This window comes from Phenylobacterium sp. GW821-FHT12F10 (assembly GCF_058806695.1).
On sequence record NZ_JBXAPY010000002.1, the window covers coordinates 203815 to 226924 of the forward strand.

A 23110-nucleotide genomic window follows, 5' to 3' on the forward strand; every position below is an offset into this window, starting at 1 on the left:
GGGAGCTTGGCGCATGCCGCGACGGAGTCTGGATCTAACCGCCGACGACGTGGTTCGCGGCCTGCTGATCGCGGGGTTCCTGGTGATGCTGGCCGGCGCCATGCCGGGCCACCTGTCGCCGGATTCCATCTCCCAGCTCTTCGAGGGCCGGATGGGGACCCGCGAGACCTGGGGCCCGGCGGCCTATGCCTCGGTGCTGGCGATCTTCGATTCCATCGTGCCGGGGACCGGCCTCTACCTGGTGGCCAGCGGCTTCATCCTGTTCGCCAGCCTGCTCGGCCTGCGGGGCCTGCGCCCCCGGGCCTCCTGGGCGGCGGTTCCGGTGGCCCTGCTGATGGTGGCCTCGCCGGCCATCCTGGTCTTCCAGGGCATTGTCTGGAAGGACATCCTGTTCGCCAACCTCGGCATCGGCGGCTTCTTCCTGCTGGCCCGGGCCTCGGTGAGCTGGCCCGCGCGCCGGCCGCCCTGGATCGTCCTGGCCGGCGCCCTGCTGGCCCTGGCCCTGGCCGCCCAGGTCCGCCAGAACGGGATCATCCTCGCCCCCTTCGCGGCGCTCGCCATCGCCTGGACCGTACGCGGCGAGGGCTGGCGGCGCAGCCTGGCCTGGGGCCTGGGGTCGCTGCTGGCGATCGTCGTGGCCTCCCATCTGATCGGCCTGGCCTCGCAGCCGGCCAAGGCCGGGCCGGACAAGGCCTCGGGCGTCGGCGTCCGCATCCTGGAGCAGTACGACATCATCGGCGCCGTGGCCCACGATCCCACCCTGCAGCTGCGGGTCTTCAACGCGGCCGACCCGGAGGCCCAGATGGTGATTCGCGCCCGGGGCGCGCCGCTCTACACCCCGGTCCGCATCGACTATCTGGACGCCGACCCCGCCGTCGGCGCGGTGCTGTGGCGCCAGAGCGACCAGGTGGTGCGCGACCAGTGGCTGGACATCGTGCTGCACCACTCGCGCGCCTATCTGGCCCACCGTCTCGACGTGTTCCGCTGGGTGTTCCTGACGCCGAAGATCGATTCCTGCCTGCCGCTGTTCGTCGGGGTCGACGGGCCAGCCGACACCCTGAAGAAGCTTGAGATCGCCGGGGGCAAGGACGCCTCCGACCGCGCGATCTACAACTACGGGACCTGGTTCCTGGACGGACCGCTCTATTCACACCTCAGCTACGCCCTGACCGCCCTGCTGACGGCCGGCGTCCTGTTGCTGCGCCGCGACCGGGCCGATGTCGTCATGGTGGCGATGCTGGCCGCCAGCCTGGCCTTCGCCGGCAGCTTCCTGGCCATCTCCATCGCCTGCGACTACCGCTATCTCTACTTCCTGGACCTGGCGGCCCTGACCGGCCTGCTCTACCTGGCGCTCGATCCCCCCATCGCCCAGGTCCGCCGGCTGCTGAGGCGATGACCATGACCCGCCCGATCCTGCCGATCCTGGCCCTCGTCCTGGCGCTGTGCGCCTGCGACAAGCCGGCCCCGCGCACCCCCAAGCTGGCGCCGGTCCCCAGGCCCGCCCTGCCGGTGGACAAGGTCGTGGCGCCGTCGACCCGGGCGCAGCCGATCACGTGGGACCCCGCCGAGCAGACCTTCCGCCTGCGGGCTGCGCCCCTGAAGGCGGTGCGACTCTGGACCTTCGACGGCGCCAGCGACGGCTGGGTGCTCACCGGCGGCCTGACGGGCCTGGCCCAGAACGCCGGCCTGCGGCTCACCAACCAGGCGGCCGACCCGGCCCTGCGCTCCCCCAGCGGCCTGGAGCTCAACGGCGCCCGCGGCTCCCTGGTGCTGGTGCGTCTGACCCGCAAGCAGGCCAGCCCCGCCTGGGACGGCACCCTCTACTATTCGACCCTGGCCCACGGGGAATCCCAGGGCTTCTTCGCCAAGCCGGCGATGGGGGGAAATCCCGGCGTCAACGAGACCCTGATCCTGGCCTATGACATGGCCCATCCCCTGGGCGGCGGCGATGACTGGACCACCTCCCTCATCAGTCAGATTCGCCTGGACACCGACGATTCGCCCGGCGGCGCCTTCGTGATCCGGCAGATCGCGGTGACCGAGAATCCCGGCCGCGAGGCCCTCGGCCTGGCCCCGCCGCCCAAGCCGCCGGAACCCGCCAAGCCGAAGCCCGCCGAACCGGTCAAGCCGCCCGAGAAGGCGCCGGCCAAGCCCGCGCCGACGCCGGCCGCTAAGCCCTAGCCAGCTCGTCCAGCCGGGCGGCGTAGCGCAGGCCCACGGCCCGGGCGCTGAAGTGGGTGCGGATATGGCGGCTGGCGCGGCGGCCCAGCGCTCGGGCTTCCTCCGGATGGTCCAGCATGCGGGCCATCAGCGCGACCGCGTGATCGACATGGGCGTCGGCCCAGACCTGGCCCTCGGGGAAGAGATAGGCGTCGGCGGGCACCGGGATCAGGTCGCAGTCCACCAGCAGGCTGGTCTCCGGCGTCATGAAGTCCAGGTTGCCGGAATAGTTGGTGCCTATGGCCACTCGGCCCAGCGCCATGGCCTCGGCCGGGCCGCGCCCGAACCCCTCCGAGCGGTGCAGGGAGACGAAGGCGTCGGCGCAGCGGATCAGGTTCTTGTTCTCGTTGTCGGAGAGCTCGCGGGTGATGCCCTGGGCCCGGCCGCCGAGGGCCGAGAGCCGGGCCTCCAGGGCCTTGCGGGCCGGGTGATTGGCCTCGCCGCCCTTGTACTTGACGATGGCGTGCAGGGGCGCGGCCGGCCGCAGGGCGCAGAGGCGCTCGAAGGCGTCGAGCATGGCCAGCGGGTTCTTGCGCTCGGAGAAGGACGAGAAGTCGAAGGAGAACAGCACCACGAAGGCGTGCTCGGGAATGCCGAAGGCGCGCCGGCCCAGGAAGCTCGACAGGGTCAGGTCGACGGCCAGCGGCATGTGGACCACCGGCTTGCTCACCGCGGGCGCGATGGCCCGGCCGATGAAGTCCGAGGGCGCCCAGACCTCGTCGAACCGCTCCAGGATCCGCGCCCAGGGCTCGGGATACCTGGCCAGCTCCCAGGCCGGATAGATGATGTTGTAGGCGCTCTCGAAGGCGGGCTTGGAGCCGGTGGCCTCCAGCACCCCCATCGCCTGCTCCACCTCGTTGGCGTTGATGCAGAACAGGTTGGTGCGGGGGCTCAGCGTGGGGACCGTGTGGGGCCCGAACTCGCGCTCGAAGTCGGCGTCCCGGTTGCGGTCCAGGCCGTAGATGTCGATCAGCCCCGGCGAGATCCCCGCCGCCCGGAAGGCCCGCCAGGCCGAGCGGACGTGCTCGGCCATGCCGATGGCCGAGAAGGGGTGACCCACCAGGACGAGGTCGCCGCTCATGGCTTGTCCAGCAGGGCGGCGTCGGCGGCGTTCCGCACCGCCTCCAGCCAGCCGTGGCCATAGCGCTGGTCGGGCTCCAGGTGCGCGCCCTCGGCCCACTCGTTCCAGGCGTTGATGAAGACGATCCGCTCCTCGCCGAAGTTCTGCCGCCGGGTGTCGGCGAACATGGCCTCGAGCCAGGCCTGGAAGGCGCCCGGGGTCGCGTGGTGGTGGGACCAGCTGTTGTCCTGCCGGCGCGCGGTGTTGTCCCAGCTGGGCATGGCGCCCCGGAAGCGGGTGTGGGGCGGGACGGCCTCGGCCATGTAGCGCCGCACGATCTGGCGGTAGTCGTTCACGCGGCCTTCGAAGCGGGCGTTGTAGAGCGGCCCCGGCGGATGGATCAGGGCCTGGGACCCGGCCGGCGGGAACTCCACGCTGGCGTCGAAGCCCAGGCTGGCCGGATCGGTCGCCCCGCCGGCCATCTCGAAGCTCTCCACATAGGCCAGATAGATCTCGCCCACGCCGTTCTTCGCGCACCAGTCGCGCCAATGGGCCGCCCACAGCTTCGCATCGGGCAGCAGCCCCGGCCGGTAGAGCAGAACCAGGGGCTTGCCGTTGATCCGGATATAGTTGGGGCGCTTCAGGTACGGCCCCATCTCGGCGATCAGGGCCTCGGCGTCGCCCGCCTCATAGGTCTGGGCCAGCAGCACGTCGCCGGACTGGCCGTCCCAGGTCCGGGTCCAGTTCTCGTTGGCCCAGCACAGGCAGAAGGGGAAGTCGCCGGCCGCCCCGGTGAGCAGGTGCTCGAGCGGCTTCTCCAGCACCCGGCGGCCGCCGGAGAACCAGTAGAAATAGTGGCAGAAGCCGCCGATCCCGTAGCGGGCCGCCAGCTCCCCCTGGCGCTTCAGGGCCTGGGCGTCCGAGAGGTCGTAGAAGCCGAGGTCGGCGGGCAGGTGCGGCTGGTAGTGGCCGCGATAGTTGGGCAGGGCCCGGGTGACGTTGGTCCACTCGGTGAAGCCCGCCCCCCACCAGCGGTCGTTCTCGGGGATGGCGTGGAACTGCGGCAGGTGGAAGGCGATGGTGCGGATGGTGTTGAGCGCGTCCAGCCGCTCGCCCCAGCGCTCGACGAAGGCCTGCTGGTTCTTCGTCGCCAGCCGCATCTTGTAGCCGGCGTCGATGGAGTTGGCGGTCACCGACAGGTGGTGGACGATCTCCGAGGTCGGCTCGTAGAGGATCCTCAGGCCCCGTTCCCGTAGGCGGAAGCAGAGGTCGGCGTCCTCGCAATAGGCGGGCGCGAAGGCCAGGTCGAAGCCCCCCAGCTCGGCGAACACCGCCCGGCGCACCGCCAGGCAGGCGCCCGAGGCGTAGTCCACCTCGCGCCGCACGTTCCAGCGGGGCAGGTCGGGGTCCTCGAACAGGCCGATCATCTCGGCGGTTCCGTCCGGCGCGATCCGGGCGCCGGCCTCCTGCAGCCGGCCGTCGGGGAACAGCATCTTGGGCGCGACGGCCCCGACACCGGTCTCCTCGTCGAAGGGCGACAGCAGGGCCGAAAGCCAGCCCGGCCGCACCTGGACGTCGTTGTTCAGGAAGATCACCACCTCGCCCCGCGCCGCCTCCGCCGCCCGGTTGCAGGTGCGGATGAAGCCGAGGTTCTCGGGATTGGTCAGCAGGGTCAGGCCCGGAACCGTGGCCAGCGCCGCCGAGGTCCCGTCGGCCGAGGCGTCGTCGATGACGATCACCTCGGCGCGCTCCAGTCCCCCCGCGGCCTGCAGGGAGGCCAGGCATTCCAGGGTGAACTTCAGATTGTTGTAGGCCGGGATGACGATGGAGGCCGCCGGCTGGGCGCAGGTCTCGAAGGCCAGGCCCGCCGCGCCCTTCTCCAGGTCGGTGATCTTGATCAGCTTCAGCGGCTTGACCTTGAGGCCCGCCTTGCGCCCGTCCTCGATGCGCCGCCGCTCGGTGGTGAGGTCGCGATAGGCCTGGACGTCGTAGAGGCTGGCGTCGCGGTTGCGCGCGCCGCGCAGCTGCTCGAACAGGCCCACATCGGAGCCGCCGGCCCGGGCGTGGCCGGCGCCGGGGTCGGGCTTGGGCGCTCGGCTCAGCGCCCAGTGCTCCAGGGCCGAGATCGGGGCCTCGGCGGCCTGGGGATTGGCGGCCAGATAGGCCAGCTCGTCGAAGTCGGCGGCCGGGGAGGCGCCCTCGAAGGCGCCCGTGGCCATGTAGTGCAGCACCGGATGGACGCCGGCCGGCGCCTGGGGGTTCTGCTCCAGATAGAAGGCCGAATCGAAGTGGGCGCTGGGGTCGCGCCCGCCCTCGCGGCCGTGGGCCAGGAAGTCGGCCAGCGGGCTGGCGCCGAGCGCCGTGGCGTCCCGGTAGCGGTCGGCGTACCAGCCGGTGTCGAACAGGGGATGGGGCGGGCGGCCCTCGCCGGCCCCGCTGGTGACGTAGTGCAGCAGGGGCGGCACGCCGCGCTCGGCCACGTCGGGGTTCTGCTGCAGGTACCAGGCGCCGGAGAACAGCGGATGCGGCTCATAGCCCAGCCGCCAGCCCTCGCGGAGATAGTGGGCCAGCGGGTTCTCGCCGGACTTGGCCACCTCCTCGGCCTGGCCGACATAGTGGCGCAGGTCGAACAGCGGGTGGGGATCGAACCCTTCCCGGGCCCCGGTGAAGACGAAGTGCTGCAGGGCCGTCAGGCCGCTGGCGGCGATCTTCACCGCGTGGCGCGAGCGGTAGTCGGCCAGGTCGAACAGCGGGTGCGGATCGCGCCCCTCCCGGTCTCCGGCCACCAGGTAGTGGGCGAGCGGCGCCCAGGCGGTGCCGGCCAGGTCCGGGTTCTTCTCGATGTACCAGGTCTGGTCGAACAGGGCCTTGGGGTGGGCGTTGGAATCGGGCCCGGCGCGGACATAGCTGACGACCCCGCGGGTCGCTCCGCCCTCGCGCCCCAGGCCCTTGTCCAGGCCGAAGGTCCAGAGCCCGGAGCGCAGGATCAGGGCCACGCGCCCCGGCCACTTGCCGCGCGCCAGGGCCAGGTCGAACCGCTGCTCCAGGCGGCCGCGCTCGCGGTCCCACTGGCGCCTGGCGGCGGCGGCCTGGAATCGTTTCCAGCGGTCCTCGGCCAGGGCCACATGGGCCGCGCGCAGGGCGCGGCGGCGGTCCAGGAGCTCGGTGGCGACGGCGGAGATCTCCGTCTTTTTCCGGGTGGGGCGTTTGGTCAAGGCGGTCAGCGGGCGGCCAGCAGCTTGTCGACCTGGGCCTCGATCGCGGCGCGCTCGCGGCGCAGCAGGGCCAACTCGGTCTCCAGCTCACGGGTGTGGAAGGCGTCGCGCGCCCGATCCTGCAGGGCCTCGTCCAGCTCGGCGCGGGCCGCCGACAGGGCGCAGGTCACCGGGGAGACGAAGGGCCCCATCTTCGCCTTCAGCTCGGCGATCTGGGCGGCGGCGGCCTCGAGGGGCGCGAGCGGCGGGTGCGGCCCCACCGCGGCGGCGGCGAACCAGTCGAATACGGTCTTGGCCATCGGCCCCACGGTGGGCACGGCGGCCAGGTCGCCGGCCCCGGCGTTGTGGCGCAAGTCGCCGGTGAGGAAGGCGTCGATCTCCCGCTCGGCGTGGGGGCTCATGCGGGGCAGGGGAGCGCCGTGGGCGGCCTCGATGCGGACCACCTCGGCGCGCCAGTCGGCGATCAGGCCGTCATAGGAGATGAAGGCCCGGGGCAGGTCGCGCGAATAGAGCTCGGCGGCCAGCATATAGGCGCACCAGAGCAGCACCGACTTCTCCACCGGGAACCCGTCGCGGCGGGCCAGCGACCCGGCCACGGCCAGGGGGGAGCGGACGGGAATCACCACCCGGGCCGGCATGCCCACATCCTTCAGCACCGTCCGCCACAGGGGGGCCAGGACCGAGACGCGGGGGTCCTTCAGCAGGGGGAAGCGGGCCTCGCCGAACTCGTCGCGATAGAGGGCGGTGGCGCGCGCGATCCAGGCGGCCTCGTCGGCCTTGGCCAGCGGGGCGTAGGGCAGGGCGAAGACGTCGTCCCAGGCGCTGCCGCCGGCCCGCAGGCGTTCGTCGTTGAACAGCGCGATCTTCCAGGGCTCGAAATAGCCCCGCGCGTTGTGCTCGTCGCCGGGCATGACGTTCTGCGGCAGCTCGGCGCCGGCCAGCGCCAGCAACTGGGTCGCCGCCGAGGTGCCGGACCGGTGCATGCCCAGGACGAGATAGGCGCCATGCTTGGCCGGTCGGGTTGTCGTTCTCGCCATCGGGCCCCACTGGCGCGCCGCGAACGCGCGTGAACCCTTGCCTCTATGACCGCCGGCGCGCGCGGGCAAGGGCGCGGTTGATCGGGGCGGGTTTCTGCGGCACAGGTCGCAGCCTTGGAGAGAGTTCGTCCCATGGCCGCCGCCCTCGATCGCAGCCTGCTGGTGCTCGGTCCGGCCGTGGACGTGGCCTTCTATGGCGCGACCTATCCGGACCTGGCCGCCACCGGCGTCGACCTTCTGGCCCACTATGCCCAGGCCGGCTGGCGCGAGGGGCGCGATCCCGCGCCCTGGTTTTCCACCACCGGCTATCTGGAGCGCTATCCCGATGTCGCCGAGGGCGGCGCCAACCCCCTTTACCACTACCTGGCCATGGGCCGCCGGGAGGGCCGCGAGGCCACGCCCTCGGCCCAGGCCCTGGCCTATCTGGAGGCGCGCAAGCTGGCGCGGGACGGCAAGGCCGATATCCCCGTCACCGCCGCCGACCGGGCGCTGGCCGCCACCGAGTTCGATGCGGCCTTCTACCTGTTCAACAATCCCGACGTGGCCGCCGCCGGCCAGGATCCTCTGGACCACTTCCTGCAGCGCGGCTGGAAGGAGGGGCGCGATCCTTCTCGGGACTTCAGCCTGGCCGACTATCTGGAGCTCAATCCCGACGTCGCCGCCGCCGGGGTGCAGCCCTTCGTCCACTATCTGAGCCAGGGACGGCGCGAGGGCCGCGTCGCCATCCGCCGCCTGGGCTTCCGTCACGACGCCGTGGCCCGGCTGCGCCCTTTGCAGGAACGCCTGGCCGACTGCGAGGTTTGGGCGCGCGCCGTCAGCCTCAGCCCCGTGGAAGATCTCGCGGCGGGTCTCGCCGAGTCGCGCTCCGGGCGGCGGGCGCTGCACATCACCTTCAGCCACGACAACTACGCCGCCGTGGTGGGCGGGGTGCAGGCCAGCGTCCAGCGCGAGGCGCAGCGATTCGCCGAGCTGGGCCGCGACCACCTGCACATCTATCCCGCCTCCCCCTGGCCCATCGTCGCCACCGGCCTGTCGGGCCCGCCGCTCGGGGTGCTGTGGAACGGGGTGAAGCTGGGCGCCTTCGCCCCGCCGGCGCTGATCGAAGGGCTGCGGGCGGCCCTGGCCGACTGGACCGACGGCGAGCGCAGCTTCGCCATCCACTCCATGCTGGGCCATTCCAGCCGCGAGGTGATCGATGTGGTGCGGATCGCAGGCGCCGAGGCCGGCTGCTACTGGACCCACGACTTCACCAGCCTCTGCGCGGGAATCCATCTGCTGCGCAACGACATCGAGGATTGCGGCGCCCCGCCGCCCGGCAGTCCGGCCTGCGGCATCTGCCTCTATGGCCCCTATCGCGAGCTGCACATCGCCGAGCACACCCGGCTGTTCCGCCATCTGGACCTGACGGTGGTCTCCCCCTCCCAGGCGGCGATGGACACCTGGCGCGGCGGCTCGGACCTGGACGCCGTGGGCGCCCGCGTCCTGCCCCTGGCCCGCCTGGTCCCGAGCCGCGCGCGGCCGCGCCCGCCAACCCCCGGGCCCTTCCGCTTCGCCTTTCCGGGTACGCCGTCCCTGCACAAGGGCTGGCCGATCTTCCGCGACCTGGCGATCCGGTTCGAGAAGGATCCCCGCTACGCCTTCCTGCACCTGGGCAAGACCCCCATGCCGGGCCTACCCCTGGAGCATCACGCGGTGTCGGCCACCGCCCGCAAGCCCATGGCCATGCGCGACGCGCTGAAGCGCCTGGAGATCGACGCGGCGATGATCTGGTCCCTGTGCCGCGAGACCTTCTCGCTCACAGCCTATGAGGCGGCGGCGGCCGGTTCGGCCATCGTCACCGGCCCCGATTCGGGCAATATCGCCGCCTTCACGCGAGAGGGCGGCCATGGCCTGGTCCTGCCCGACGAGGCGGCCCTGTTTGCGATGTTCGAAAGCGGCGAGATCCTGCAGCTCGCCCGCGCCCGGCGCGCCCCGCCGCTCTATGACCTGGAGTTCAGCAACCTGACCGCCGACCTGATCGCGGAGACCGCAGCGTGAAGGTCGTCTGCTTCTCCAGCTTCACCTTCTCCTATCTGAACCGCGCCCGGGTGCTGTTCCAGACCCTCAAGGCCCACCAGCCGGACTGGGAACGGGTGGCCCTGATCACCGACGAGCCTCCGCCGGGCTTCCGCTTCGATCCGGCCAGCGAGCCCTTCGACCGGGTGGTCTACGCCCAGGACCTGGGCGTGCCGGACTTCAAGACCTGGCTGTTCAAGCACGACGTGGTGGAGGTCTGCACGGCGGTGAAGGGCCCCTTCCTGCACCAGGCCCTCGCCGGCGGCGCGGACGCGGTGGTCTATCTCGATCCCGACACCGCCCTGTTCAGCAGCCTCGCCCCGCTGGAGGAGATGCTGGCGGTCGACGACATCCTGCTCACCCCCCACCTCATCGACGCCAATGACGAGCTGGAGGCCATCCTGGACAACGACCTCTCGGCCTCGCGCACCGGCATCTTCAACCTGGGCTTCGTGGCGGTGAAGGCGGGCGGGGAGGGGCTGAGGTTCGGCAAGTGGTGGAACGACCGGCTGCTGAGCTTCTGCTACGACGACATCCCCAACGGCCTGTTCGTCGACCAGCGCTGGTGCGACCACGTCCCGGCCCTGTTCGAAGCCGTCAAGGTGGTCCGCGACCCCGGCTACAACGTCGCCAGCTGGAACCTCTCCAAGCGCACGGTGGCGGTGGGCAAGGACGGGGCGATCACCGTCAACGGCCGCCCCTTGCGCTTCTGGCACTTCACCAAGCTTGGCCCCACCGGCGACGCCATGACCAAGCGCTACGCCGGGGACAACCACGCGGTCTACGAGATCTGGCGCTGGTACAAGGACGAGGTGGCCAAGACCACCGACCCCATCATCCCCGAACGCTACTGGGCCTATGAGGCCTATAGCGACGGGACGAAGATCGCCAAGGCCCACCGGGTGCTCTATCGCGGCCGCCCCGACCTCCAGGCCGCCTATTGCGACCCCTTCGACGCCGACGGCTACCTGGCCTGGCTGGCCAACGAGGGGCTGGCCTAGCCCGGCTTGCGTGGGCGCGGGCGCTTCCCTACCGTGCCGCTCCCTTCCGCAAGCCGGCTGCTCGATGCGAATCCTCGTCACCATCGCCCACTATTTTTCCGCCGAGGCGAACCCGCGTCACGCGTCCACCCGCGAGTCGCGGCGCGAGGACCGCAAGCGGGCGATCGAGGAGGTGGTCTGCGCCTATCGCGGCCAGTTCGGGACCTCCACCACCATGGATGTCGGGACCAAGAGCTTCCAGCCGGGGGTGGGCTCCGACGACGACGTCGACATCGTCGCCGTCACCACCCACGAGAAGCATCTGCTGGAGCCGGACTTCTGCCGCAAGTACGGAGTCAAGGTCGCCAAGCTGGAGCTTGAGAACCCCCGCATGCTGGGGTTCAGCGCCCACCAGATCATGGCCCAGCGAGCCAATCAGTACGACCTCTTCGTCTTCAGCGAGGACGACCTGAGGATCAACGATCCCAGCTTCTTCTCCAAGCTGGCCTGGTTCAACCAGACCTATGGCCAGAAGCGGGTGCTGTTCCCCAACCGCATCGAGTGGAACCGCAAGGCCCCCACCCTCAAGACCTATATCGACGGGGATCTGAGCGCGCAGATCGCCGACCAGATGAACGCCTTCGTCCCCGATGACGACACCCTGTACGGCGCGCCCCTCGGCCGCCAGATGGTGATGCGCCGGGCCCGCAACCCCCACTCCGGCTTCTTCGCCCTGACCCGCGACCAGCTGAACTACTGGATGCGCCGTCCCCACTGGATGGACCGGGACGTCAGCTTCATCTCGCCCCTGGAGAGCGCGGCCACCCTCGGGATCGCCAAGACCTTCTCGATCTACAAGGCCTATGGCCGCTCGGCGGGCTTCCTCGAGATCGAGCATCTGGATTCGGGTTTCTCGAGCCTGAAGATGCCCGTCGTTCCGCCGCTCTAGCTGTGGCGACCTCCACCACCCCAGGCCAGGACGGCCCCGATCTCCTCGCCAAGGTCGAGACCCTGGCCCTGCGCCATGCCGCCCTGCGCGAGGAGACGCAGCGCGCCCAGACCGCCGAGGCCCTGACCCGTTCACGCCTCAGCCTGGCCCTGGCCGAGGCCCTGGTGGCCAACGCCCAGGCCCAGGCCCAGGCGCGGGCGGCGGCGGCGGCCTCCTATCGCGCGGCGGCGGCGCCGAAGATCCGGGCCGCGCGCCGCAACCGCGTGAAGCGCCGGCTCGACCGCGTCCTGGCCCGCCTGCGGTCGCCGGGTGGGGCGCTGGTGATCGCGCGTTCGGGCCTCTGGCGCGGCGGCGACCTGCGGGCCATGGCGGCCTATGCGCGGCGCGGCCCCGACGCCGGGGTGCAGCCCGCCGCCCTGCTGGACCAGGCCTGGTATCTCAGCGCCTATCCCGACGTGGCCGCCGGTCGACTGGCGCCCCTGGTCCACTACCTGTCCCAGGGCTGGATGGAGGGCCGCGCGCCCCATCCCCTGTTCGACCCCGCCTACTACGGGGGGCGCAACGCCGCCGACCTGGCCGCCACCGGCCTGTCGCCCCTGGAGCACTTCGTCCACATCGGCGCGGCGCTCGGCCTCGATCCCCATCCCCTGTTCAGCATCGCCCACTATGTCGCCCAGGCCCCGGAGCTGGCCCAGAGCGGCGAGAACCCCCTGGCCCACTATCTGCGCCAGGGCTGGAAGGACGACCTCGATCCCCACCCCCTGTTCCAGGCCGCCCGCTACCGCGCCCGCCTGCGGGGCGAGGCGGCCCAGGTTCCGGCGCTCGTCCACTATGTCACCGTGGGGTCGGCCCAGGGCCTGAAGCCGCACCGGCTGTTCGACCCGGCCTGGTATCGCACCGAGTATCCCGATGTGGCGGCCGGCGGTTTCGAGGCGCTCAGCCACTATGTGGCCGCCGGGGGCCGGGAGGGGCGCAATCCCGGGCCCTGGTTCGACGCCGGGCGCTACATGGCCCTGCGCGGCGACCAGCTTCGCGCCGACGTCGACCCGCTCACCGACTATCTGCAGGGCGGGGCCTGGACCGTGGCCGAGCCCCTGGTCTCAGAGGCCGGCGACCCGCGCCTGACCCCCCTGGAGCACTGGGCCTCCCTGTCCGACGAGGGCTAGAGTCCGAGGTCCCGCAGCTGGCGCCAGATGTCCCGGTAGTAGTCGGCGACATAGTGGAAGGGGCTCAGGCCCCAGCGGTGGCCGACGTCCCCCATCATCAGGCTCGGGTCGGCCTGGACCCGGGCCGCGCCGGTCAAGGCGGCGAATCGGTCCTGATAGCGGCTCAGCAGGGCGTTGTGGGCGTCCAGCCGGCCCAGGTTGCCGTCGAAGATCATCACCTCCGGGTCGAAGTCCTGCGGCTGGCCGGCGCGGTCCAGGAAGCGCTGCGCCCACTGGCTCTCGTGCAGGATGATCTTGGCGTCCCGCAGGGGGGTCTGGCGCAGGAAGGCGGCCAGTTCGACGCAGGCCTCGCGCCAGAGCTGGTCGCATTCGGACGAGGCCCGCGGCACGATCCGTGCATGGGAAAAGCCCGGTTGGGTCAGATAGCCGCTGACCTCGAGCTCCCAGCTGTGCGTTACCAGGGTGTCGCGCGCCGCCAGGAGGTCGAAACGTTCGTCGATGAAGTCGAAGATCACATGGGTGGGACGGTGAGCGATCAACGCGGCCAGGGACGATTTGCGCAGATCGGCCCTCACGGCGTTGTTCTGGTGCCGCGCCAGGCCGGGCGGCGGATCGGCGGCGACCTCGACCCCGGTCAGGGGCTGGGCGAACAGGCTCGGCAGGCTGGTGCGCGATATATAGAGCAGGTCCGGGGGCGCTTCGCCCAGGATCGGCCACAAATCGCGGGTTATGCAGCTGCCGACTATTGCGACCCTGGCCACGCGGGCACGTCTCCCATTCCAACTCTCTCGCCCGCTCCTTACCACAGCTCGCCCGCTCGCCAGCCCGCGACCGGCCGGGCTCCGCTCGCCGGGCGCGGGCGTGCGGCATTGACATCGCGAAGGGCCCCGATCATCTCTCGCGCGCTATCGCCGCCCGCTGTCGGATCAATTGGCGAACAAGATCTGCGCTGCGAACCTTCGCCCGCAAGTAACGAGACGGCCTGGCGCTCATGAAGATTTTCAAACTGCTGTCGGCGGACCAACCGGACAATCCGCTCACGCGGTCGATCCGCGAGGGCTATCCGTCCCTGGCCGTCGCCTTCGTCTTCACGATGGTCTCGAACCTGCTCTACATGGCCCTGCCGCTCTACACCTTCCAGATCTATGGGCGGGTGATGACCAGCGGCAGCATTCCCACCCTGCTGGTGATCACCTTCGGCGTCCTGGCCACCTTCGCGGTCTCCAGCGTCATCGACCACTACCGGTCCAAGGTGCTGATCAACTTCGGCGTGGTGATGGACCAGCGGGTCTCGGGCCACGTCTTCTCGGCCCTGTTCGACGGCGTGGTGCGGGGCAATCCCGCGATCCGCTCCCAGGCTCTGCGCGACCTCGACCAGTTCCGCCAGATGCTGACCGGTCCCACCTTCGGGGTGGTCTTCGACCTGCCCTGGATGCCGATTTTCATGATCGTGCTGTGGATCATCGATCCCATGGTGGGCATGGTGACCCTGCTGGGCGCCGTGGTCCTTGTGGCCATCACCCTGACCCAGGACCGCATGACGCGGCCCATGCTGGGGGAGGCCAACGAGGCGGCCCTGCGCAGCTACTCCTTCACCGACGCGGCCCTGCGCAACAGCGAGGTGGTCCGCGCCATGGGCATGGTGGAGCCGCTCGGCGGCCGCTGGACGGTGTTCCGCCAGGTGACCATGGACCGCAGCGCCCAGGCCAGCGCCCTGGCCAGCGGCCTCTCCAATGTCTCCAAGTTCTGGCGCCAGGGCATCCAGGTCCTGATCATCGCCATCGGCGCCTATCTGGTGGTCAAGGGCAAGATCCACTCGGGCCTGCTGTTCGCCAACATGATCCTGGCCGCCCGCGCCCTGCAGCCGATCGACCGGCTCGTGGGCTCCTGGGACGGCATGCTCCAGGGCACCCGGGCCTTCGACCGCCTGATGCTGATGTTCGGCGACTACAAGCCCGCCAAGCCCGTCACCGGCCTGCCCCGCGCCGCCGGCCGCCTCTCCGTCGAGGGCGTCAACTTCGCCCCCCCCGGCGCCCAGAAATTCGTGCTTCAGGGTGTCAATTTCAAGATCGAACCCGGCGAGATGCTGGGCATCATCGGTCCCTCAGGCGCCGGCAAGTCGACCCTGTCGCGCCTGATGATGGGGATCTGGCAGCCCAGCAGCGGCAGCATCCGTCTCGACGGCGCCGACGTCTTCACCTGGGACCGCCAGGACTTCGGCAAGAACGTCGGCTACCTGCCGCAGGACACCGAGCTGTTCGCCGGCACCATCCGCGACAACATCGCCCGCTTCCAGCCGGGCGTCGACGACAGCCGGGTGATCGCCGCGGCGCAGCTGGCCGGGGTGCATGAACTGGTCCTGCGCCTGCCCAAGGGCTACGACACCGATCTCGGCGAGAGCGTCCACGTGCTGTCGGCCGGACAGCGGCAGCGGATCGGCCTGGCGCGCGCCGTCATGGGCGAGCCGAGCTTCGTCGTCCTGGACGAACCCAACGCCAGCCTCGACTCCGAAGGCGAGGACGCCCTGATGTCGGCGCTCGACGCCCTGAAGGCGTCCGGCGTCACCATCGTGGTGGTCTCGCACAAGCCCAACCTGTTCCGCGCCGCCGACAAGATCCTGGTCCTGCGCGAGGGTCGTATGGAGCTGTTCGGCCCGCGCGATCAGGTCATGGCCCGCTTCACCCAGCCGGCCGCCGTACAAGCCATAGGCGCCGCGCGATGAACCGCGAAGTCACCCCGCTCAAGCCCTATGTGACGCCCGCCTTCAGCGGCGCCGACCAGACCCTCGATCCGGACCTGAAGCGCAAGCTGCGCCAGCCGATGATCGTCGGCGGGGCGGTGGTCGGGATTTTCGTGGTCGCCATGACCATCTGGGCCGCCGTCTCGCCGATCCGCAGCGCGATCATGGCGCCCGGCATCGTGCGCGTGGAAGCCAACCGCAAGGTCATCCGCCACCGTGAGGGCGGCACCGTCAAAGCCATTCCCGTCAAGGAAGGCCAGCACGTGATCCTGGGCCAGCCGCTGCTGGTGCTCGACGACGTGCAGCCGCGCGCCGCGGTGGACGTGTTCCAGAATCAGTACGACGCCCTGGCCGCTCAGAGCGCCCGCTTCGAGGCCGAGGCGACGGGCCGACGAGTGCTGAGCTTCCCGCCGGAGCTGACCAACCGCATGTCGGATCCGCGGGTGGCGGGCCTGATCCGCGATCAGCAACTTCTGTTCACCACGCGCCTGCAGTTCTTCGACAGCCAGGCCGATGTGCTCAATCAGCGGCAGAGCCAGATCGAGTCGCAGATCGCCGGCGTGCAGGCTCAGCTCGACGCCCTGGAGGAGTCGGTCCGGCTCACCAAGGAAGAACTGGCCGGTTACCAGACGCTCTACGAGAAGGGTTACGCGCCCAAGACCCTGATCCTGCGCTACGACCGCAGCCTGGCCGATCTGGCCGGCCGGCGCGGCGCGCTGAACGCCGAGATCACCCGTCTTCGCCAGCAGAAGGGCGAGACCCGCCTGCAGCTCAACACCCTGCGCGACCAACGGGTCAGTCAGGCGGCAGAGGGCCTGCGCCAGATGCAGTCGGGCATGTCCGACGCCTCGCCGCGCCTGACCGCCTCCCTGCAGACCCTGCAGCATTCGGTCGTGCGCTCGCCGGTCGATGGCTATGTGCTCGACCTCAGCCAGTCGACCATCGGCGGCGTGATCGGCCCCGGCGAGGTGCTGATGAACATCGTGCCCGCCAACGCCCCGCTGATCGTCTCGGCGCGAATCAAGCCGACCGACATCGACGACGTGAAGGTCGGAATGAAGGCTCAGGTGCGCCTCACGGCGTTCAACTATCGCAAGGTCTCCCCGGTGAAGGGCGACGTGATCGCCGTCTCCGCCGATCAGCTCAGCGACCCGAAGACCGGCGAGGGCTACTTCCGCGCCGACGTGCGCATCCCGCCGTCGGAGCTGGCGAGCCTGCCGAAGGGCGCCAAATTGAGCCCCGGAATGCCGGCGACGGTATCGATTGTGACCGGCACGCGCACCATCCTGTCCTATGTCGTCAGCCCGCTGACCGACACGATCCGCGACTCCTTGAAAGAGGACTGATCAGGGGGCGAACCGGCCTCGCCTGCGCCTGTGAAAGGGGCGGGTTGCCCGCCGTTTTTACTGTTGCGCATTTTCGACGGTTCCGATACGTCTTCCTCGGGCTCGTTTAACCTTCGCCACGACCATGTTATGGCGAACGGTAAGGACTTCCTGGGACCGCGCCATTCGGCAATGGTGGCCAGGCGTTTTCAGGCGGTCCGTGTGACACATGACTGGAGAGACTCATGGCTACGTATTATTTTGACGCAATGACGGCGGCTGATCAGGCGGCCATCTCGGACGCTGATACCCTCGTGTTCCCCTCGGCGGCGACGGCGACAGCCGTCAGCGTCGCCTATGTTCCTGCGGCGGGCGCCAGCCCGGCGCGCATCGACGTGACCTACGCCGGCACCACCCGATCCTTCGCCGACTCGAAGTTCGACGGCACGATGACCACCACCGTCTTCAACGACGGCACGACCTTGGTGATCGGCAATACCGGCGCAGGTACTCCGGACTCTGCCGCGACCGGAACTGGTGCTGACGCTCTGTACGGCGGCGGCGGCGCTGACACCCTCGACGGTGGTCAGGGCAAGAACTACCTGCAAGGCAATCAGGGCGCTGACAGCCTGATCGCTGGCACGGGCGCTGATACGATGCTCGGCGGCCAGGGCGACGACTCCATCCAAGGTAGCGATGGCGCCAACTACGTCCACGGCAACCTCGGCAACGACCTCCTCTCCGCCGGCGTTGGTGCTGACACCATGCTGGGCGGCCAAGGCGACGATACCATCAGCGCCAGCCAAGGCGCCAATCTGGTCTTCGGCGATCTGGGCAACGACGTCCTGGTTGCGGGTACCGGCGCTGACTCCCTCATGGGCGTCGACGGCAACGACAGCATCGTGGCTGACGCGGGCGCAAACTCCGTGGATGGCGGCGTCGGCAACGACACCATCACCTCCCTCGGCGGAAACGACGTGATCTTCGGCGGCGAAGGCGATGACTCTGTGGTGGCCGGTGACGGCGTCAACAGCGTCCAGGGCAACCAGGGCGCCGACAGCATCACGGGCGGCATCAACAACGACAGCCTGCTCGGCGGTCAAGGCGGCGACGTCATCGCCACGGGCGCCGGCTCCAACTACGCCCACGGCAACCTCGGTGATGACTCGATCCTCGGCGGCGCTGACACCGACACCATCCTCGGTGGTCAAGGTGCGGACACCATCGACGGCGCGGGCGGTTCGGACCTGATCTTCGGCGATCTGGGCTCCGACTCCCTGGTGACCGGCTCGGGTGCTGACACCGTCTACGGCGGCGACGGCGACGACGCCGTGTCCAACACGGGCGGCGGCAACGACGTGGCCGATCTGGGCGCTGGTAACGACCTCTACACCGGCGGCGCCAACAGTGACACTGTGACCGCGGGCGCCGGCAACGACGCCATCACCCTGGGCGCTGGCACCAACTACGCCACCGGCGATGCGGGTAACGACGCCATCACCGGCAACGCCGATCGCGATACGATGTTCGGCAACGACGGCGCCGACAGCCTCACCGCGGGCAACGGTACTGAGTATGCGGACGGCGGCACCGGCGCGGACACCATTCTCGGTGGTACGGGTCTCGACACCCTGCTGGGTGGCGACGACGCTGACTCCATCTCGGGCGGCGTTGGCGGCACGAACCTCGTCGATGGCGGCGCGGGCGCGGACAAGATCACTCTGCTCGGCGGTGCTGACACGGTGACCGGTGGCGCTGACGCCGACACCATCGACGGTGGCGCTGGCAACAACAACATCGCCGGCGGCGCGGGTAACGACTCGATCACGGTCGCTGCAGGTGCTCAGACGATCTCGGGCGATGATGGCAACGACACCATCAGCAGCACGGGCGCGGGTACGGGTTCGCTCTCCGGTGGGATCGGCAACGACTCCATCGTGGCGGGTTCCGGCGCCGAAACCATCACGGGCGGCGCTGGTGTTGACACCATCGCGGCTGGCGCTGGTGGCGATGCCGACCGCTTCGTCTTCGCGGCGGGGGACTCCTCCTCCTCCTCGATGGACTTGATCTCCGGCACCGTGGCCTTCTCGGGTGAAGACACCTTCGCCCTCGGCGTCACCGGCACGGCGACCAACTTCCTGATCGGCACGACGGCTACCAGCCTGTCGCAGGCGATCACGGATGCGAACTCGCTCATCACCGGCGGCTCGCGCGACATCGTGGTCATCACGGTCTCGGGCACCACCAGCGATGACGGCACCTACATCTTCTCCGACAGCGCCGGCACCAACGCCATCAGCAACGCGATCAAGCTGACGGGCGCCACCGGCACCATCGACTACACCGACTTCGTCGCCTAAGACCGCGACGACGACGGACCAAGGTTTGGGGCCGCCCTTCGGGACGGCCCCTTTCTTTTTGAGCGGATTTGTAGCGCCGCCGAATATCCGCTACGGCCTAGGCCGATGAGCAACGCGGCGATCTATTTCCATCCCGACGGCTATGACACGACCGGCGCCCAGTTGATGGGCCGGCACTCGGCGGGGGAGAGCTTCCTCCGTGGGTTCCTGCGGCACGCCGCGATCGACCGGCTGCATCTTTTCAACGCCGGAACGCGTCCGCCCGCGGCCCTGCAGCCCCTGCTGGACCGAATCGAGCCCAACCCTCACCCGGTGACCTGGCTGGGTCGGATGGGGCGCGGCCGTCTGGACGATCCGGGTTGCCTCTATCTTCCCCAGCCGACCCTTTCGGCGGAATCCTGGCTGCGCCGCCCCCTGGGCCGGACCCGCTACAGCCTCTGCGGCATCACCCACACCACCGCGACCCACCGGGCGACCGACATCCTGGCGGACATGATGACCTCGCCGGTCGAGCCCTGGGACGCGTTGATCTGCACCTCCGACGCCGTCCGCTCGGGCGTCGAGGCGCTGCTGGAGGTGACCCGGGAGGATCTCCGGTCACGACTGGGAGCCAATCGCTTCCCCACGCCGGAACTGGCCACCATCCCCCTGGGGGTCAACGCGCCCGACTTCGCCGCCTCCGACGCGGCCCGCGCGGCCTGGCGAGCGCGGCTCGACATTCCGGCCGACGCCGTGGTCGCCCTCTATCTCGGCCGCTTCCACGCCGCCGGGAAGATGAACCCCGCCACCATGGCCCTGGCCCTGGAGGCCGCGGCCCAGCAGACGGGGCAGCCGATCTACTGGATCGTCGCCGGCTGGTCGGCCACCGACGAGACGACCGCCATCTTCCATGAGCAGGTTCGGGCCTACTGCCCCAGCATCCACTACCGGCCGGTGGATGGCCGCCCAGCGGACACCCGGTTTTCCCTCTGGTCGGCGGCCGACTTCTTCATCTCCTTCTCGGAGAACGTGCAGGAGACCTTCGGCCTGACGCCGGTGGAGGCGATGGCGGCGGGACTCCCCTCGGTGGTCACCGACTGGGACGGCTATCGCGATACGGTCCGCCACGGCGTGGACGGGTTCCGGATTCCCACCACCGCGCCCAGGCCCGGCCTCGGGCGCGACCTCGCCTACCAGTACGCCAATGACTGGATCAGCTACGAGCTCTACCTGGCCACCGCCGCCCAGATGACCGGCGTCGACCATGGCGCGGCCACCGCGGCTGTGGTGGCCCTGGTGACCAATCCGCAGCTGCGGCGCACCATGGGGGCGGCCGCCGCGCGTCAGGCTCGGGATCACTTCGACTGGTCGGCGATCATTCCGCGCTATCAGGCGCTCTGGTCCGAGCTGGCGGTCCGGCGCAAGGCGGCCGCGGCTTCGGAGACCACGCAGCCGACCGTCACGGTCGACAATCCGCGGCGGCTCGATCCCTTCCTGCTGTTCGAAACCTATCCAACCCGCATCCTCGCCATCTCCGATCGCCTGCGGGTGGCGCCCGGCATGACCTGGGAGACCGGGCGGGAGCGATTGACCCACCCCCTCGGCGCGCTCGGCGCGGCCTGGGCCCTGCCAAGCCTGGCCGAGGCCGAGGCGGTCTTCAGCCTCCTATCGGCGCGATCCGAGGCCAGCGTGGGGGAGATTCTCGAAACCTGTGCTCCAGGCCGGCGGTCGTTCCTGGAACGGGGCCTGCTGTGGCTGGTGAAGTTCGGGATTCTGGAGCTCGTCGACCCCCCGATCGTCCAGACCGCCCTCACGACCTGAGACCGCAACACCTCGCGCCAGGCGCGATCTGAAGCTCACGATTTTCGGAGAGGCGAGAGGCCGGGCGGCTCACCCTGGGGCTGACCGCCCGGCCAAAGCGACACAGCCTTGGAGAGCTCGGCTGACAGAAAACTGTAATCCAATTCAAAGGCGGAAAAAAGAAAATCCCGCCGTGGGGGAAATCAACAGTTCGAGAGGAGGCCGATGGCACGGCGCTCCGCCGCCCGCCCTTGGGCGACCCTGAGGCCTAGAGCGTCAGGTGCTCGGGCCTGTCCACCACGACCGCGCCGGCCCGGGTGACAGTATAGTGCAAAGTATAACGGCCCGACGGCCAACCCGCGGCGGGCCGCTTCTTGCCCACATAGACGAGGTATTGGGCCTTGTCCCGGTCGAGCGGCGGCAGCTGGGAGCGGGCCAGGACCTGGCCGGCTGGATCGCTCAGGATCACGGTCTGGACATCCCCCTGCCTCAGGCGGATGGCGCGGGCATAGGCCACCAGCATCGGGCTGTCGGCCGTGGGCGCGGCGATCCCGCCGGCCTCGACCGCCTCTCCGGAAACCGGCGCGGCGGCGAAGCCGATGTTGAGCACGGCCCCCTGCTGATAGGCCAGTTTCCGCCCCGTGGCAGGGTCCCACAGGCTGGATCCCGGGTCGGCGCCCGGATCGCAGGCCGCGCCGGGGGTCGGCGCGAAGGGATCTATGGTCACCCCGTTTCGCCGCACGGTGAGGTGGAGGTGGGGATACTCGGTATTGCCCGACAGTCCGACCTTGGCGAGGGGATGACCCGCCTCCACCAGATCGCCCGTCTTCACGACGATGCTGCCTCGGGCCAGGTGGCAGTACTGGGTCTCCCAGCCGTTCCCATGGTCGACCACCACCCCGTTGCCGCACTCACGGTTGGCGACATCGACACCGGCGGCGCGCACCGAGATGTCCTCCACGCCATCCCGTAGACGGGCGACGCGGCCGGGGGCGGCGGCCAGCACCAGGACGCCGGCGCGCTGCGCGGCCATGTCGCGAATGCGGAAATCGATTCCGCCGTGGGCCTCGTAGGTCTGGCCGCCGCAGCGATAGTCCTGGACCCCGGGGCCGGGGTCGCGGTCGAGGTAGTTCTGCACCTCGCAGTCGACCCCGATGGCGCAGGCGATGGGCAGGGCCAGGCGCGGGGCGTCGGCCGGCGGCGGCACGACGGCCGACACGGACGCCGCTGGGGCTGGTGCGGGCTTGGGCGCTGTGGCCGCCGGCGTCCCGGGGCCGCAACCGGTGATCAGGACCACGGCGGCGAGGGCTGAGTAGCGGTTGACGGTCATTGGCCGGGCTCCTGGAGGCCGCGATCCTGAGGGTGGGCTGGGACGGAACTGTGACCGGTCAGAACGCGATCCCGGTCAGGGCCTTCAGCCGGGCGAGATCGGCGGCGTAGACCCCGCGCAGGTGCTGGATATCGGTGGGGTCCAGTCCCGCCATCTCCTGACCGACGTGGACGGCCCGCGGGCTGGTGGGCGGCGGCGGCGGCGCGCCCAGGAAGGCGCAGACCGCGCCCAGCACCCGGTTGGGATCGGTCCTCAGATCGTCGGCCTTCAGGGCCAGGATCTGGTCGCGGGGGAAGAGGCGGTAGAGGCGCTCGAACTGCTCGCCGTAGAAGCCCCGTTCCACATAGGAGAATTCCCGATGATGGCCCCAGGGTTGGCTGTCGAACAGGCGTTGGCGGCCCTGGCGGACACACCAGGCGAAGGGCGCGTGTTCGGCGCCGCGGGAGGTCTCCATCCGCCAGTGGGACCAGGCCCGCTCGACGGGGTCGCGCAGCATCACGATCAGCCGCATGGCGGGATTGTAGGCCGCGATCCGCTCCAGGCTCTGCGGCCAGTAGAGGTAGATGGGAGTCGCCTCGCCCATGACAGCGCCCGCCGCCGGCGCGAAGTGGGCGTGGTAGGCGCCGTAGTCGGGGCGGGACCAGTCCACGGTCTCGTCGTCGAAGAAGTGGACCTCCTTGGTGGTGGAGAGCGCGATGCCCGGGACATCGCCCAGATGGTCGAACAGGGCCGTGGTCCCGGCCTTCTGCACACCGGCGATGATGAAGTCGACGAGGGCCATGGTTCCTCTGGGCTCACCCTGGGCGCGAGACGGGGTGGCCCCGACCTACGCTTGGCGTGGATACGACTTCATGCGCGCGGCGACACGCGATAATAGGGAGGAGACCGCGCCGC

16 protein-coding genes are annotated in these 23110 nt (G+C 70.0%); 10 read left to right on the forward strand and 6 right to left on the reverse strand.

The window, feature by feature from the left end; genetic code table 11:
* The first annotated feature begins 13 nt into the window (after positions 1 to 13).
* Complete coding sequence (locus tag AC1RN5_RS13385; protein WP_493041654.1) at positions 14 to 1396, forward strand: hypothetical protein; 1383 nt, start codon at positions 14 to 16, stop codon at positions 1394 to 1396.
* Positions 1397 to 1398: 2 nt separating this feature from the next.
* Entirely contained in the window at positions 1399 to 2181 is a 783-nt protein-coding gene (locus AC1RN5_RS13390; RefSeq protein ID WP_493041655.1) for a hypothetical protein, read from the forward strand.
* Here AC1RN5_RS13390 and AC1RN5_RS13395 read toward each other — a convergent pair.
* The 3 genes from AC1RN5_RS13395 to AC1RN5_RS13405 are packed head-to-tail and all read right to left on the reverse strand — an operon-like array spanning position 2171 to position 7532.
* Positions 2171 to 3301, reverse strand: coding sequence for a glycosyltransferase family 4 protein (locus AC1RN5_RS13395; RefSeq protein WP_493041656.1), 1131 nt, complete (start codon positions 3299 to 3301; stop codon positions 2171 to 2173). The two genes, AC1RN5_RS13390 and AC1RN5_RS13395, sit on opposite strands and share 11 nt — an antisense overlap.
* Positions 3298 to 6495, reverse strand: coding sequence for a glycoside hydrolase family 99-like domain-containing protein (locus AC1RN5_RS13400; RefSeq protein ID WP_493041657.1), 3198 nt, complete (start codon positions 6493 to 6495; stop codon positions 3298 to 3300). Before AC1RN5_RS13400 ends, AC1RN5_RS13395 begins: the two co-directional genes overlap by 4 nt.
* A gap of 5 nt (positions 6496 to 6500) precedes the next feature.
* Positions 6501 to 7532, reverse strand: a complete 1032-nt coding sequence (locus AC1RN5_RS13405; protein WP_493041658.1) for a sulfotransferase family protein — start codon at positions 7530 to 7532, stop codon at positions 6501 to 6503.
* 132 nt (positions 7533 to 7664) lie between these two features.
* Between AC1RN5_RS13405 and AC1RN5_RS13410 the strand changes: the two genes are divergently transcribed.
* From AC1RN5_RS13410 to AC1RN5_RS13425, 4 genes are all read left to right on the forward strand, one after another.
* On the forward strand, positions 7665 to 9569 hold the full coding sequence (locus AC1RN5_RS13410; protein WP_493041659.1) for a glycosyltransferase family protein: 1905 nt from the start codon (positions 7665 to 7667) through the stop codon (positions 9567 to 9569).
* Positions 9566 to 10588 (forward strand): hypothetical protein, encoded by a 1023-nt coding sequence (locus AC1RN5_RS13415; protein ID WP_493041660.1) that lies wholly within the window; start codon positions 9566 to 9568, stop codon positions 10586 to 10588. The genes AC1RN5_RS13410 and AC1RN5_RS13415 overlap by 4 nt, the downstream gene beginning before the upstream one ends.
* A 64-nt stretch (positions 10589 to 10652) precedes the next feature.
* A complete protein-coding gene (locus AC1RN5_RS13420) occupies positions 10653 to 11516 on the forward strand; it encodes a hypothetical protein (RefSeq protein ID WP_493041661.1) in 864 nt (287 codons plus the stop codon).
* A gap of 2 nt (positions 11517 to 11518) precedes the next feature.
* Positions 11519 to 12682 (forward strand): hypothetical protein, encoded by a 1164-nt coding sequence (locus AC1RN5_RS13425; protein ID WP_493041662.1) that lies wholly within the window; start codon positions 11519 to 11521, stop codon positions 12680 to 12682.
* Here the strand turns inward: AC1RN5_RS13425 and AC1RN5_RS13430 are convergent.
* Positions 12679 to 13488 (reverse strand): DUF6270 domain-containing protein, encoded by an 810-nt coding sequence (locus AC1RN5_RS13430; protein WP_493041663.1) that lies wholly within the window; start codon positions 13486 to 13488, stop codon positions 12679 to 12681. The genes AC1RN5_RS13425 and AC1RN5_RS13430 overlap by 4 nt on opposite strands.
* Positions 13489 to 13673: 185 nt before the next feature.
* On the opposite strand from AC1RN5_RS13430, the gene AC1RN5_RS13435 reads away from it, so the two are divergent.
* The 4 genes from AC1RN5_RS13435 to AC1RN5_RS13450 all read left to right on the forward strand — a co-directional run bounded on the left by AC1RN5_RS13435 (position 13674) and on the right by AC1RN5_RS13450 (position 20907).
* Entirely contained in the window at positions 13674 to 15404 is a 1731-nt protein-coding gene (locus AC1RN5_RS13435; protein ID WP_493041664.1) for a type I secretion system permease/ATPase, read from the forward strand.
* The gene (locus AC1RN5_RS13440) at positions 15401 to 16768 is read left to right on the forward strand and encodes an HlyD family type I secretion periplasmic adaptor subunit (RefSeq protein ID WP_493041665.1); all 1368 of its coding nucleotides are present in this window, start codon (positions 15401 to 15403) and stop codon (positions 16766 to 16768) included. Before AC1RN5_RS13435 ends, AC1RN5_RS13440 begins: the two co-directional genes overlap by 4 nt.
* Positions 16769 to 16992: 224 nt before the next feature.
* Entirely contained in the window at positions 16993 to 19107 is a 2115-nt protein-coding gene (locus tag AC1RN5_RS13445; protein WP_493041666.1) for a beta strand repeat-containing protein, read from the forward strand.
* A gap of 105 nt (positions 19108 to 19212) precedes the next feature.
* The gene (locus AC1RN5_RS13450; RefSeq protein ID WP_493041667.1) at positions 19213 to 20907 is read left to right on the forward strand and encodes a glycosyltransferase family 4 protein; all 1695 of its coding nucleotides are present in this window, start codon (positions 19213 to 19215) and stop codon (positions 20905 to 20907) included.
* 247 nt (positions 20908 to 21154) lie between these two features.
* Here AC1RN5_RS13450 and AC1RN5_RS13455 read toward each other — a convergent pair whose 3' ends face one another.
* Positions 21155 to 22216, reverse strand: coding sequence for a M23 family metallopeptidase (locus AC1RN5_RS13455; protein ID WP_493041668.1), 1062 nt, complete (start codon positions 22214 to 22216; stop codon positions 21155 to 21157).
* Between the two features lie 58 nt (positions 22217 to 22274).
* The gene (locus tag AC1RN5_RS13460) at positions 22275 to 22997 is read right to left on the reverse strand and encodes a sulfotransferase domain-containing protein (RefSeq protein WP_493041669.1); all 723 of its coding nucleotides are present in this window, start codon (positions 22995 to 22997) and stop codon (positions 22275 to 22277) included.
* Between the last annotated feature and the right edge of the window lie 113 nt (positions 22998 to 23110).

Coding starts and splice junctions, on each gene's coding strand:
- AC1RN5_RS13455 (WP_493041668.1), bottom strand. CDS start 22,216: ATGACCGTCAACCGCTACTCAGCCCTCGCCGCCGTGGTCCTGATCACC.
- AC1RN5_RS13440 (WP_493041665.1), top strand. CDS start 15,401: ATGAACCGCGAAGTCACCCCGCTCAAGCCCTATGTGACGCCCGCCTTC.
- AC1RN5_RS13390 (WP_493041655.1), top strand. CDS start 1,399: ATGACCCGCCCGATCCTGCCGATCCTGGCCCTCGTCCTGGCGCTGTGC.
- AC1RN5_RS13405 (WP_493041658.1), bottom strand. CDS start 7,532: ATGGCGAGAACGACAACCCGACCGGCCAAGCATGGCGCCTATCTCGTC.
- AC1RN5_RS13410 (WP_493041659.1), top strand. CDS start 7,665: ATGGCCGCCGCCCTCGATCGCAGCCTGCTGGTGCTCGGTCCGGCCGTG.
- AC1RN5_RS13395 (WP_493041656.1), bottom strand. CDS start 3,301: ATGAGCGGCGACCTCGTCCTGGTGGGTCACCCCTTCTCGGCCATCGGC.
- AC1RN5_RS13450 (WP_493041667.1), top strand. CDS start 19,213: ATGAGCAACGCGGCGATCTATTTCCATCCCGACGGCTATGACACGACC.
- AC1RN5_RS13385 (WP_493041654.1), top strand. CDS start 14: ATGCCGCGACGGAGTCTGGATCTAACCGCCGACGACGTGGTTCGCGGC.
- AC1RN5_RS13460 (WP_493041669.1), bottom strand. CDS start 22,997: ATGGCCCTCGTCGACTTCATCATCGCCGGTGTGCAGAAGGCCGGGACC.
- AC1RN5_RS13445 (WP_493041666.1), top strand. CDS start 16,993: ATGGCTACGTATTATTTTGACGCAATGACGGCGGCTGATCAGGCGGCC.
- AC1RN5_RS13420 (WP_493041661.1), top strand. CDS start 10,653: ATGCGAATCCTCGTCACCATCGCCCACTATTTTTCCGCCGAGGCGAAC.
- AC1RN5_RS13435 (WP_493041664.1), top strand. CDS start 13,674: ATGAAGATTTTCAAACTGCTGTCGGCGGACCAACCGGACAATCCGCTC.